15 protein-coding genes are annotated in these 13,227 nt (G+C 50.8%); all 15 read right to left on the reverse strand.

The genetic code is table 11. The features are described from left to right. Window positions 1-108: 108 nt before the first annotated feature. Window positions 109-1,587, reverse strand: a complete 1,479-nt coding sequence (gene spoIVA / locus AC3WT9_RS11160; protein WP_038594524.1) for a stage IV sporulation protein A — start codon at window positions 1,585-1,587, stop codon at window positions 109-111. A gap of 444 nt (window positions 1,588-2,031) precedes the next feature. Next, entirely contained in the window at window positions 2,032-2,811 is a 780-nt protein-coding gene (locus tag AC3WT9_RS11165) for a YphF family lipoprotein (protein ID WP_341094530.1), read from the reverse strand. Window positions 2,812-2,834: 23 nt separating this feature from the next. Then, window positions 2,835-3,203: a 2Fe-2S iron-sulfur cluster-binding protein gene (locus AC3WT9_RS11170; protein ID WP_341094531.1), complete on the reverse strand. Its 369-nt coding sequence runs from the start codon at window positions 3,201-3,203 to the stop codon at window positions 2,835-2,837. A gap of 27 nt (window positions 3,204-3,230) precedes the next feature. Beyond that, window positions 3,231-3,851: a hypothetical protein gene (locus AC3WT9_RS11175; protein ID WP_341094533.1), complete on the reverse strand. Its 621-nt coding sequence runs from the start codon at window positions 3,849-3,851 to the stop codon at window positions 3,231-3,233. Window positions 3,852-3,927: 76 nt separating this feature from the next. Beyond that, the gene (locus tag AC3WT9_RS11180) at window positions 3,928-4,107 is read right to left on the reverse strand and encodes a DUF2768 family protein (RefSeq protein WP_341094534.1); all 180 of its coding nucleotides are present in this window, start codon (window positions 4,105-4,107) and stop codon (window positions 3,928-3,930) included. 161 nt (window positions 4,108-4,268) lie between these two features. Beyond that, entirely contained in the window at window positions 4,269-4,544 is a 276-nt protein-coding gene (locus AC3WT9_RS11185) for a stage VI sporulation protein F (RefSeq protein ID WP_038594530.1), read from the reverse strand. Between the two features lie 66 nt (window positions 4,545-4,610). Continuing rightward, the gene (locus AC3WT9_RS11190; RefSeq protein ID WP_341094536.1) at window positions 4,611-5,651 is read right to left on the reverse strand and encodes an NAD(P)H-dependent glycerol-3-phosphate dehydrogenase; all 1,041 of its coding nucleotides are present in this window, start codon (window positions 5,649-5,651) and stop codon (window positions 4,611-4,613) included. Then, window positions 5,644-6,261: a glycerol-3-phosphate 1-O-acyltransferase PlsY gene (gene plsY, locus AC3WT9_RS11195; RefSeq protein ID WP_341094539.1), complete on the reverse strand. Its 618-nt coding sequence runs from the start codon at window positions 6,259-6,261 to the stop codon at window positions 5,644-5,646. Before plsY ends, AC3WT9_RS11190 begins: the two co-directional genes overlap by 8 nt. 12 nt (window positions 6,262-6,273) lie before the next feature. Beyond that, window positions 6,274-7,599 (reverse strand): ribosome biogenesis GTPase Der, encoded by a 1,326-nt coding sequence (gene der / locus AC3WT9_RS11200; protein WP_341094541.1) that lies wholly within the window; start codon window positions 7,597-7,599, stop codon window positions 6,274-6,276. 171 nt (window positions 7,600-7,770) lie between these two features. Next, window positions 7,771-9,084, reverse strand: coding sequence for a 30S ribosomal protein S1 (rpsA, locus tag AC3WT9_RS11205; protein WP_341094542.1), 1,314 nt, complete (start codon window positions 9,082-9,084; stop codon window positions 7,771-7,773). 169 nt (window positions 9,085-9,253) lie between these two features. Continuing rightward, window positions 9,254-9,841 (reverse strand): lysophospholipid acyltransferase family protein, encoded by a 588-nt coding sequence (locus AC3WT9_RS11210; RefSeq protein WP_341094544.1) that lies wholly within the window; start codon window positions 9,839-9,841, stop codon window positions 9,254-9,256. After that, window positions 9,838-10,548, reverse strand: a complete 711-nt coding sequence (cmk, locus tag AC3WT9_RS11215; protein WP_341094547.1) for a (d)CMP kinase — start codon at window positions 10,546-10,548, stop codon at window positions 9,838-9,840. The genes AC3WT9_RS11210 and cmk overlap by 4 nt, the downstream gene beginning before the upstream one ends. 212 nt (window positions 10,549-10,760) lie before the next feature. Beyond that, window positions 10,761-11,414 (reverse strand): flagellar brake protein, encoded by a 654-nt coding sequence (locus tag AC3WT9_RS11220; RefSeq protein WP_341094549.1) that lies wholly within the window; start codon window positions 11,412-11,414, stop codon window positions 10,761-10,763. A 162-nt stretch (window positions 11,415-11,576) separates the two neighbouring features. Next, window positions 11,577-12,935: a germination protein YpeB gene (gene ypeB, locus AC3WT9_RS11225; protein WP_341094551.1), complete on the reverse strand. Its 1,359-nt coding sequence runs from the start codon at window positions 12,933-12,935 to the stop codon at window positions 11,577-11,579. Window positions 12,936-13,046: 111 nt separating this feature from the next. Next, complete coding sequence (locus AC3WT9_RS11230; protein WP_341094552.1) at window positions 13,047-13,193, reverse strand: hypothetical protein; 147 nt, start codon at window positions 13,191-13,193, stop codon at window positions 13,047-13,049. Between the last annotated feature and the right edge of the window lie 34 nt (window positions 13,194-13,227).

Below are 13,227 nucleotides of genomic sequence, written 5' to 3' on the forward strand. Positions count from 1 at the left end.
TGTGAAAAGAGCGCGGAGGGGAAGCCATCGGATGTCATATGCCCCCACTCCGGACATAACAAAAAGAGAGCCGGAAATCCCTGCTCTCTTTTTGTTATGAGATATGCCTTACAAAATGATGGCGATCAGGCCGCCAGAACCCTCGTTGATGATCCGTCCAAGTGTTTCCTGCAGCTTGTAGCGGGCATTATCCGGCATCATGGCAATTTTGCCCTGAATACCCTCACGCACAATCGAATGCAGCGAGCGGCCAAAAATATCCGACTCCCAAATCTTGATCGGGTCATTCTCAAAGTCCTGCATCAAATAGCGCACCAGCTCTTCGCTCTGTTTCTCTGTGCCGATGATCGGCGAGAACTCCGATTCCACATCCACGCGGATCATATGAATCGAAGGTGCTGTCGCCTTCAGGCGAACCCCGAAACGCGAGCCCTGGCGGATCAGCTCCGGCTCATCGAGAGCCATTTCCGCGAGTGAAGGAGCGGCTATCCCGTAGCCGGTTGTTTTGACCATTTCCAGCGCTTCGGAGAAGCGGTCATACTCGCGTTTGGCATGGGAGAAGTCCTGCATCAGCTGCAGCAGATGATCTTTTCCGCGGATTTCAACCCCTACCACTTCCATCAGAACCTGATCATACAGTTCTTCCGGCGCATACAGGTCAATCTCGGCTACACCTTGGCCCATGTTCATTCCGCTAAGCCCTGCTTTATCGATGAAATCATATTCCGTAAACTGGGAGACCAGCCGGTCAACATCACGCAGGCGGCGGATGTCTTTCACAGTATCGCGGACGGAATTCTCATAGCTGCTGCGCAGCCAGTGATTTTCGCCCAGCACCATCACCCAGCTAGGCAGGTTCACATTGACCTCATGGACCGGGAATTCGTACAGCACTTCGCGCAGCACACCGGTCACATCGTCTTCCGTCATATTCGCGGCACTAAGCGTCATAACGGGAATATCATATTTAAGGGCCAGCTCACTGCGCAGCTGCTGTGCCTCTTCACTGCGCGGCCGGGTGGAGTTGATCACAAGCACAAACGGCTTGCCTACTTCCTTCAGCTCCGCAATGACCCGCTCTTCGGAATCAATATAAGAGTTCCGCGGGATTTCAGCAATCGTGCCGTCTGTAGTCACAACTACACCCAGCGTGGAATGCTCCTGAATCACCTTACGCGTGCCAATTTCCGCCGCTTCCTGGAAAGGAATCGGTTCCTCAAACCAAGGAGTGGAGATCATGCGAGGGCCGTTCTCATCCTCATACCCTTTTGCACCCTCCACAGCATATCCTACACAGTCGACCAGCCGGACATTCACTTCCAGCCCTTCCGCAACCTTGATCTGCACCGCGTTGTTCGGTACAAATTTCGGCTCAGTTGTCATAATAGTTTTACCCGCTGCACTTTGCGGAAGTTCATCCACTGCCCTTACCCGGTCTGCCTCGCTGGTGATGTTCGGCAAGACAATCGTCTCCATGAACCGTTTGATGAACGTCGATTTCCCCGTGCGAACCGCGCCGACGACGCCAAGATAAATGTCTCCGCCGGTACGCTCGGCAATGTCCTTGAAAATATCCACTTTTTCCAAAAGAGATCCCCTCCTCATATTACTCCGAAGAAAAAATGCCTGAAGAGCATCGACTTCGCGTTCCGCCGGCAATCTGACCCTTGCAGGACATCCACCGGACTTTCGTATGTCCGCCCGAAGCCTAGCTGCTGCTTAAGGGCGGAACACTTTTGCCCCGCGCTAAACTCCGAATGCTCGGACATGCATTTGGACTAGTATCATCATATGTATCCGGAACGGATTTATGACCCGCAGCTGCGCAATTTGTATAGTAATTTGCGAAATGAGGTTCTGCACCCCCGCAGGCGTCATGACGCCCGGAAGTCTTCTCATCAATCATATGAGCGCGGAGTAGCAAGTAGAACTACCTCTCTCCTTGCATGTGGCCCCTTCCTCAGAAGCACTGGATAATACAAAAAAACAGTCCCAGAATAACTTCTGGAACTGCTGCCGGCTGGAAACGGTCTATGGACTGTCCGGAGGCTGAGGAACTGGCTGACCATTAATCCACAAATACGGCAACGACTTCACCGGTACATAATAAGAAGCCTGCTCCAGCTCAATCCGCAGATCCTGATTGGCCGCAGGTGTTGCGCCTTCCTTGTCGATGGCAGACATAATATCAAAGCTGTAGTCGACATACACTTCACCGTTCTTGTCCATGATAAACTCCAGCGGCTGTCCGGAATAGACGCTCTTCAGCGTTATAGCAGCCGTTCCCGCCATTTTGGAATCAATGGTGAAGAAGCCCGGATACCGTTCCTCCCCTGCCGGGAGTGCGCCTCCATGCGCTGATTTGTAGCGGTTAACCTGGCGGGAGACATCATTTACCTTCTGCACGGTAACGAGATCCATCAGCTTCACGGTAGGATCACTTTCTTCGTCCAAGATAAGAAAATAGGCCCTGCCGCCCTTCTCAAAGGCCGCAGCCGGAATTTCATCCAAATAGCCTTTTTGGCGCAGCTTCTCCAAATCAATTACGAATTTCTCATAGCGTGGAGTAGATTCCTCGCTATTCAGAATCGGCAGCAGACCTTCCTCCTGCTGATAATCATCCACTGCCGCCTGAACCCGCTTGACACTCTCGCGGAAATTGCCGGCAGGCTGGTTCTGTTCTCCGCGGTACATACAGCCCGTGAGAACTAAGAGCAGTAAGCTTATCCCCAGCAGCAAGCCCATTCTGATTCCGGATGTCTTCTGTCCATCTGTGAAAAGCACTCCGTCCGCCCCTTTCTGCTCCAGCATTCTCCAAAAGTTACTTCACAAGCTTACCACAGCCCGTCCTCTTCCCCACGACGCGCTGCTTCCAGCCTGCGCCGTACTGCGGCTTTGAGCGGGTCCTCGGGGACAATGACGCTCAAATCGTTCCAGACGGCTGCCTGGCACGCCAGACGGACGCCTGAATCCAGCAAGCCGCCAAGCTTCCGCTGCTCGGCATCCCCCGGCGGCCGAAGTGCAGCCGCCTCTTCCTGTGGGACCGTCACCTTGCACATCAGGCAACCGGCTTTGCCGCCGCAGCGGGTAGGCAGGACCACTCCCGCCTTGCGCGCAGCTTCCAGCAGGGTTACCCCGTGCTGCACTACTGTTTTTCGTCCTTCAGGCTGGAAGGTGACAGTCCATCCTTTTTGCGGCTTCATGACATAGCTTCCTTCCTTTGCTTCTTGTTAAATCTGTATCGATGTCGACACTCCGAGCAGTTTCTCCAATTGCAGTCCAAAGGCTTCATCCAGTCCATTCTCCAGAACTAGCTGCTGCAGCAGTGGTAAATGAACAGCCAGATTGACCTTCATAAAATTGGCAATAGCACTGCACCGCTCCACCCTGCACCGCAGCAGGTTGAACACCAGCTCGTGAGCCGCAGGCATGAGGCGCATGAAGCCGATACCGTTAAAATCCTCGATGAGTGCATGCGGCAGAAGCTGCTGAACATCCACGGCATACCGGCGCGTGCCCGAGCTGATCTGAAAACCACATACCAGTTCTACCCTCGCATCTCCGATACGGTAACGGCTGCGCAGCGAATAGCAGCCTCCACTATAATCTTCTTCCGGACCTCCGTCCACCGAATAACAGCTCAGAGCCGAATGAAGTACTTCAGCATCCTCCAGATCGGCGTAGAGGTCGATGTCGCGCGGAGGTGCACTCAGCTGCACTCCGTGCAGCAGAAGCCCGCAGCTTCCTCCCAGTAGCCATACAGGCGGCTTCTCCAGCCAGCTCAGGTCTAACACCTCGGATATAGAGGCTAGCGCTGCTTCCAATATGTAGGGAATTCCCGAATCTGCCATCTACTCACTTCCTATTCCTGCAAAAAAAGTCCAGTGATTCTTCCAAGAACCTTCTGCCTGAATTCAATGTAAATGCTTACATAATTGAAGCGGCTCCACCCAACAGCCCGATCAGCATAATGACAAAGGCAATTAATGATAATATAGCTCTCAGCAGGCCTTTTGTCTTGCTGCGCGCAAAGGTTATCAGAAATACGGACAATCCCATTACCAGAATCGCTATTAGCGACAACCACATTTTCGTCATCGGATCCATGGACAAACCGCCTCCATCCGGCAATATTTGATTGCGACTATTATATCATGAAGACTACGGCATGAAACCTACTAAGTCTAAGGGTTCAAAAAAAAGAGCAAAAGATCACAGAATCAGGACTGATTCCGGATCATCTGCTCTTTGCTCCGCGAAGAGTAATGCTATTTTTTCAGCATCATTTTCATTAAAGACTCCATGGTGCCCGAATTCGCGCCGCCTTTTTTGACAGCGTTGATGATATCCTGCACCGTAGCCTCGCTGACCGGTACCTTCGCCATTGATGACACCTGCTTAATTAACTGGCGGAGCTGGGCTTCATTCTGCATTGTTCCCGGTTTGACCGTACTGGCCAGCTTTTGGACGGCACCTGGTGTGATGTTTTTGCCCGCTTTTTTATTGATGGCGTTCAATGCATCCTTGGAAAAATCTTTGCTCACTTTTCATCCCTCCTCCGTCAATCCCCATTACAACATATGAGGATCCCCGTCAAAAGGTGAACGTGATCAGGAATGCCACTGCTCCCAAGTTTCCTGCGAGATCGTTTCCATCTCCGTCTTGCGGTCGCGTCCCATCAGGGCCTCGACGGCGCTGCGCGGCGTTTTGCCTTTGAACAGCACATGATAGATCTGATCAGTGATCGGCATCTGCACGCCCAGCTTAAGCGAAATAGCGTATGCGGCTTCCGTGGTGCGTATCCCTTCAACTACCATGCCCATGGACTCCAGCACTTCAGAGAGCGGTTTCCCTTGGCCAAGCAACGAACCGGCCCGCCAGTTGCGGCTATGCTGGCTAGTTGCTGTTACCACAAGGTCACCGAGTCCAGCCAAACCCGCAAAGGTTAGCGGATTAGCACCCAGCTCGACACCGACGCGGGAAATCTCGGCAAGACCGCGGGTGAGCAATGCCGCCTTGGCATTATCGCCAAAGCCCAGACCGTCAGACAGACCTGCCCCAAGCGCTATGATATTCTTCAGTGCTCCGGCCAGTTCAACGCCTACCTGATCTCGATTGGTGTACACACGGAAATCATTGTTGATAAATAAACTTTGTGCTTCTGTAGCGCATCTGTCGTCCGGTGAAGCTACCACAACCGTTGTAGGACACAGGCGCACCACCTCTTCGGCGTGGCTAGGTCCGGATAGAACAACCACCTGGCCTTCAGCACAGCCCAGCTCCTCGGAAATGACGGTGGACATCCGTTTCATGGATTCCGTCTCGAAGCCCTTTGTAGCATGTACACAGAGCATATCTTCTTTCCAGAAAGGTTTGAGGCTGCGGGCGACCTGGCGCATTCCAGAGGACGGGGCAACAATAACCACCGCCTTGGAACCGGTGACCGCTGTCTCCATATCCGTAGTTGCGATGATATTAGCGGGCAAAGAAATCCCGGGCAAGAAGTGCTCATTCGTGTGAGCCTCATTAATCTCGGCAGCCTGTTCGGACCTGCGTGTCCATAGATAAACCTCCGAGTGGTTAGCCGCCAGCACAGTAGCCAGCGCAGTTCCCCAACTGCCCGCGACCAGCACGGTTACTTTATCAGACAACGCGATTCCCCTCCTTGACTTTAGCGCCGATTTTATTCTCTCTTCCCTGGGAGATCTTCACAATATTGCTGCGGTGCCGCCAGAAAGCGAAAACTGCAATGATAATGCTTCCCCACAATTCAGGTGTTGTAAATTCGGTAAACAGCAGGAATACCGGGGTAAGCGCAACAAAAATCAGGGAGCCCAGCGACACAAAGCGGGTAATAACGATGGCCAGGATGGCAATGATCCCTGCGATCAGCGCAGGCCAAAAACAAAGCGTAGCCATTACGCCAATTGTAGTTGCAATGCCCTTCCCGCCGCGAAAGTGAAAGTAGAGCGGCCAATTATGCCCGATGATGGCTGCGACCCCGCAAGCCACCGCGATCCAGGTTCCCCAGCCGCCAGCCCAGGTTCCGAGCCAAACTGCGGCAATTCCCTTCAGTACGTCCAGAACCAGCACCAGTATTGCCGGTCCTTTCCCCATCACACGCAGCGTATTGGTCGCTCCGGCATTGCCGCTTCCGTATTGACGGATATCAATACCTTTGAGCAGCCGGGCGAGCAATACACTGAAGCTGACAGAGCCAAGCAAATAGCTTACAACGATCACCAGAAGTTCAAACGCCACTACTCTTCTCCCCTAACCTTCGTTTTCGGATTTGCGCCGTGTAAACAGACGGATTGGTGTTCCTTCAAAATTGAACGCCGCGCGGATTTTGTTCTCCAGGTATCGTTCATAGGAGAAGTGCATCAGCGACGGGTCATTGACAAATACCACAATCGTCGGCGGCTTGACAGCAACCTGAGTGACATAATTGATGCGCAGGCGCCGTCCTTTATCCGTTGGAGGAGGATTAATGGCCACAGCATCGGATACCACATCGTTGACCAAATGCGTCGTAATCCGCAGAGCATGCTGCTGGGCGACATGCTGCACCACCGGCAGCAGTTTCTGCAGACGCTGTTTCGTTAATGCGGACAAGAACACTACAGGTGCGTAGCTCATGAACAGGAAGTGATCACGGATTTTGGTCTCAAAGTTCTGCATCGTCTTGTCATCCTTCTCGACAGCATCCCATTTGTTGACCACAAAGATCGAAGCTTTCCCGGCATCATGAGCATAACCGGCAATATGCTTATCCTGATCGATAATGCCTTCTTCGCCGTTGATTACCACCAGAACAACATCAGCCCGCTCAATGGCCCGCATTGCGCGCATCACGCTGTATTTTTCCGTGGTTTCATATACTTTGCCGCGTTTGCGCATACCCGCAGTATCGATCAGAACATAGCGCTGCCCGTCCCGTTCAAAAGGAGTATCAATGGCATCGCGTGTAGTCCCTGCGACATCGCTGACAATTACGCGTTCTTCACCCAAAATGGCGTTGACCAAAGAAGATTTACCTACATTCGGCCGGCCGATCAGGGCCACACGAATCACATCTTCGTCGTATTCCTCTTCAGTTGGCTCTGGAAGCTTCTCGGTTACCGCATCCAGCAAATCGCCGATTCCGGTACCATGGCTGCCGGAGATGCCGATAGGATCGCCGATTCCCAGGGTGTAAAATTCATAAATATCATCTGTGCGCTTCATATTGTCCACTTTATTGATTGCAAGCACGACCGGTTTGCCGGAACGGAAAAGAATTTGTGCCACTTCTTCATCCGCATTGGTCAGTCCGCTTTTCGCCTCGCACATAAAGACGATGACATCCGCTTCCTCAATCGCCAGCTCCGCCTGAACACGAATTGATTTCAGAATCGCGTCTTCACCGTCAATTTCAATCCCACCGGTATCAATTACACTGAAGGCTTTGCCGTTCCAATCTGAAACGCCATAAATCCGGTCGCGTGTAATCCCCGGTTTATCTTCTACAATGGCCAGTCTATCGCCAATCAGCCTGTTAAATATCGTCGACTTTCCGACGTTAGGCCTTCCTACGATGGCCACAACGGGTCTTGCCATATTCATTCCTCCTGTCATCCTTACGTAACTCATCATAGCAAAAAACAATTAAATTGGCTAACCAGCTTGTACCTTGTACCTTTTGGACTTACATGCCTGTAAAAACACAATCGGCGAACCCTCTTATCGAGGGCTCGCCGATTACTTTACCCGGTATGACAATCTAAAGGATTAGTTGTTACCCTTGAATTTGTCCAGCTTGTCGCCGAAGCGTTCAGCAAGCGTGAAGCTGAGTCCTTCGTTGCTGAGCGATACGTTAGGATTGTTCAGCACTTCTTTAGGAGCTCTGTCTCTGCTGTTGCTGCGTTCCGGTCTTGCTGTAGGAGCCGGAGCTTCTTCGGTTTCTTTGATGCTCAGGCTGACGCGTTTCTCGGATGGATTGAAGTCAAGCACTTTCACTTGTACTTCTTGTCCTTCTTTGAGCACTTCATGCGGAGTACCGATGTGCTTGTGGGAGATTTGCGAGATATGCACAAGGCCTTCCACGCCTGGAAGCAGTTCAACAAACGCGCCGAAGTTTACAAGGCGTTTTACTTCGCCTGTAACTACATCGCCAATGTTGATTTTACCAGCTGCAGAATCCCAAGGACCTGGAGCAGCAGCTTTGATGCTGAGGCTGATTTTGCCCTTTTCAGGATCAACCTTAAGCACTTTTACACGAACCTTGTCGCCTTCGGAAACAACATCGGAAGGTTTTTCGACATGGTTCCAAGCGATTTCGGATACGTGAACCAATCCGTCAACGCCGCCCACATCAACAAATGCGCCGAATTGTGTCAGACGTTGCACAGTACCTTCGATGATTTGTCCTTCGGACAGCTCAGCCATAATCTTCAATTTGTTGGCTTCGAATTCTTCTTCCAGCACTTCTTTGGCGGAAAGAATAACCTTGCTGTTCTCACGGTCCAGTTCTTTCACTTTCACGCGTAGAGTGCGGCCTTTGTAGTCGCTGAAATCTTCTACAAAGTGACGTTCAACCATGGAAGCCGGAATAAATCCGCGCGCGCCGACATCAGCTACGAGGCCGCCTTTGACAACGTCAGCCACAGTAACATCGAACGCTTCCTGGGAAGCAAAATATTTCTCCAGATCTTCCCATGATTTCTCGCTGTCAATTGCACGTTTGGAGAGAACCAGGCTTTCCTTGTTGTCATTGATGCTGACAACTTTGCATTCAACTTCTTGTCCAACTTCTACTGCTGCTGCAGCATTGTCCAGTTGGACGGAAGACAATTCGCGAATAGGAATAACGCCGTCGTATTTATATCCAATGCTTACATAAGCTTGGTTATCTTCGATTTTGACGATTGTTCCTTTCACGGTATCGCCTTTTTTCAACGAAATGATTTCCAAACCTTCTTGGCTTGTCACTTCTTCTTCGTTACCTGCAGCGGGTACAGCGGATTCCACTGTTTCTGTTGCTTCTACGGCTTCGTTGTTCTCAACATTAGCCGCAGCTTCCTGATTTCTAGTTTCTTCAGACATGTGATTACCCTCCTCGATTCAAAACCCCATTTATTTAAACCCGCGTAGAGCAGAGTTCAAAACAAGCATTACCTAAATATCACTTACATTTTTAAGTTAGTATGTTCCAAAAAATAGCGGTTATGCCGTTATTCCTCAGTATCCGTAAAAAAGCGACATGATTCAACGTTTATCTTGCACTGGGCCTGCCGGTCTTGGCCATCTCATGGATACGCCCCATAATTACATCAGTGACTTCTTCAAGAGACTCGCTTCCCTTTCCATCGAACGAACTAAGGTCAATGGGAGCTCCATAAATGACAGTCATTCGGCGAAAGGGCTTGTAGGATCCGACGATAGCGGCTGGAACAACTGCTGCACCGCTGCGAAGCGCAAAACTCGCTGCGCCCTTCTTAGCCACACCGGAATCAGAGTTTCGCGTCCCTTCCGGAAAGATACCCATAACATGTCCGCCGCGAAGCGTATTAAGGGCCGTTTTGATGGATTCTTTGCTTACGCCGCCGCGTTTCACCGGAAAAGCGCCCAACTTATTAATGAGCCAGCCTAGCACAGGAACCTTGAACAGCTCTGCTTTGGCCATATACTTTACCTGGCGGTCCAGCTTAATGCCGATCGTCATTGGATCTAGCAGGCTGATGTGGTTGGCGCAGAGCAGCACCCCGCCCTCCTTTGGCACATTCTCTTTCCCGACAATCTTCAGCGGGAACAGGATGGCATAAATCAAGCGAAGCAACCCACAGCAAATGGCATAAATCATGAATGATTTCTCTCCCCGTCAACATGAGATCTGCAGTGGGAGACAATGGCTTCCACGGCTTGCCTGATATCCATAAAGGTCGTGTCAAGAAGAATGGCATCTTCTGCACGGCGCAGCGGTGAAATCTCCCGTCCTTCATCAAGACGGTCACGGGCTGCAATATCGCGTTCAAGCTGCTGGAGAGTTATTGTTTCCGTGTCCTTCAGCTCTTTGTAACGGCGGAGAGCCCGTTCCTCCACACTTGCCGTCATGAAAATCTTCACTTCGGCATCCGGCAGCACGGTCGTACCGATATCGCGGCCATCCATTACGACCCCCTTGCGAAGCGCCATCTGACGCTGCAAATGACTGAGTCTGGATCTAACACCCTCGATCTTCGAATACTGCGACACCTGGCCGCTAACCTGAAGACTGCGGATATGCGGGGTTACGTCCTCCCCATTGATCAGCACCTTCTGGATGTCCTGCTCCGGGATAAGCTCAATCACCATATCGCGGACCCTTTGATCCACTGATTCATGATCTTCCGGCTGAATGCCTCTGCGGAGCATATCCCAGGTAATGGCCCGGTACATTGCACCCGTATCAACATAAATGTAAGACAACTTCTGGGCTACCAATCGGGCTACAGTGCTCTTGCCTGCCCCGGCAGGTCCGTCGATGGCGACGTTGATTCTGTCGTAAGTATGTGTCCCCTGCCTAACCAACGGGGCATTCCTCCTCAAACACGCTTTCATTAAGAAATACGTCCACCGACGTATCTCTAGGGACTTGATGATCTTATCAAGAAAAAAGCAGGCATTGCCTGCGACTTATAAAATTATACCACAGTTTATACCTCAGTGCAAAATGGCATAGCATTAATTCAGCATAAAAAAGGCTATTTTGATGCCTTTTCCGGGCGTTTAGACGGCTATCATTAACGGTCGCGGAAATCAAACTGGCGTTCGAAGCAGTAACGGATTATTTTTTGACGCTCGGAATCCGTGATGGCGGCAAACTTTAACATGACTAGATTACGCCCGCTTTCCAGCTGCTTTATCCGCACAATCTCACCTTCAAAGTTCACATGCTCGGTGCTGCCATTTCGGTAAGGGACCAGCAGCCAACAGAACAGTTTGTCCCCCACCTCCACCTTTACTTTGGGATCACTGAGAAAAGAAGCTCCGCCTCCTCCGATATCATCGGTCCGCACCAGAAAACGGCTGCCCAGCGAATCCTTCACTGCCAGTTCAAGCTCGGCATTTACACGGAAGAAGCTGCGGCGCTGTATTTTGAAGATGGCATCCGTTTCCGGTTTGCGCACCCGGACCATCCGGATAACATCCTCTTTAAAGCCGAGTACATGCGTGTTGAAATAATTTTTGATTCCGCCTTCGGTAAGAAAATATACAGAGAGCTCGTCCCCTATAAACAGCTTTTTCAGCCGCCCGTTGCTGGCCTGCATTGGAATTTCAATCAGCAGGGCCTCATCTTCCATATCTGCAATTCTGGATCTATATTCTAGTTCTGCTTCAGCCGCATCGCTGGAAGCAATCTGTATGTATAGATATTCGTTAATTTTGGGATACAATCATGTCACCGCCACAGAGTTAGTAATTAATTCTTCATGATTATAGCATGGCCGTTTGTCCTCCGGTTAGAAATATTATTGCACAACAGAAAGAAAAAAAAGAGGCGGCATCCCCCAAAGGAACCGCCTCTCCCTCCACTATCCTGTGCAGTCAGGCTTCATTTATTTATCCTGAGCTCCCGAAGAGGTGCGAATCTCTTCGACCGCTTCTTCATTTCCATCCGCCGCATTGAGGTATATCCGATACTGTGAACCGTTGATTTTGCCGCCAAATTCATAGGTCAGCAGTTCGACGGCATCCTCATTCTCGATCCAGGCCATCCGGTTGTACAGCTCCTTGAATTCCGGATTCAGCTTCTCTCTGGCCTTGGCGAGGGACAGCTCAGGTTTTGGAATTTCACGTTTCTCCTGATGCTCACGGACATAATCGCTGGCTTGAAAACCAACGGTTTCTCCGGTATCCAGCCCGACGCGCAGCGTCATTTTCTCTGGATAGATCAATACACCGTCTTTGCTGCTTACAAAAGTTAAATTCCCCAAATTATCATATCTGTCAGCGCTGACTGCCGTCATGCCGGCATAGCCCTTCTGCTTCAGAAACTCCCCGGCCTTGGCAACAGCCTGCTTCATGGAAACCTTGGCTGGTCCAACCTCGCGATTGTCATTGTACGAAATCAGCATTCCGCCCTCCACCGTGAAATCCATACTGATGGGAGCTTTGTGATTCGGAGATGTCAAGGTAGCTGTATAGGAAGCCCATTCGGTTCCTTTACCATTTTCCCTAACATCCACCTTGGTATTAGCACCACTATCGGCAAACTTTACAGCCTTGGCTTTGATATCCTCTGCTGTGACAGGTTTACCCCCGAGCTTCTTGACAGAACGCTTGTCATAAATACTGGCAACAGAGGGGCCCCAGTCCAGCTCAGGGTAGGCCGCCACACGCTTGTCTACCGTTTTGAAGCCATCAATAATTGTATTGTCTTCCGCCTTTTCTTCTGTAGCAAGAGCTGACTCGACATCCATCCAACGCAGTTTATTGCTGATGACCTTGTTCTGTACCTCCTGCAGATCCTTGGAGATTTCACCCGAATTCTTATAGAGCGCCTTTAAATTCCCCATCTCAGCCTCAGTCAGCGGCTTCTTGGTGAAATCGCGGACAGCCGCTTTGTAAGAGAAATTAGAGATCTTGGAGAGGAACTCCTCCGTTTGGCTAAACGGCAGCAGCGTAAGCGGCAGCTGGTTGATCTCATTCTGCGCCTCGCTGGTAAGCCGCCATACATTGACAAGTCCTTTGCGGTGCACACCGTTAGAGGCTGAATTGACGGCAAGTGTATTTCCCAGCTCTCCATGAAGCCGCTCCACATGATAGGAGAGATCATGAAAAGCCCGTTGATACTGGTTCTCCGCTTTAATCAGAATCGAATTTTTCTCCTGGTTCTCCTGATACCCCCACACCAGTGCGCCAATCAGCAAAAGCGCGGTAAGCGGGAACATTATGGCACTTAATCTTTTGTACATAGGGCTGCAAGACTCCTTTCGGTAGCTTATTGCCGTTAGTTTGACAATAACTGAGAAGTCTTATGCACCGGGCAGGCTGATAATATCAAGAGAATACTTCCAAGCAGCATTTTAGCCACATTCCTCGATCTGAAATCCGCTGCTGCTGTTGCACAGACATTGCTTGAAGCCGGTCTGGATGATTCCCTCTTCCTTGTTTCCTCTTAATATGTAGCTCTCGCCGCACTGCTTACAGACAATCCGAACTTTTACGCGCAAAAAAAAGACACCTCGCTCCTCTCTGGAATTCCTT

The sequence above is a fragment of the Paenibacillus sp. EB106-06-01-XG199 genome, assembly GCF_058791575.1.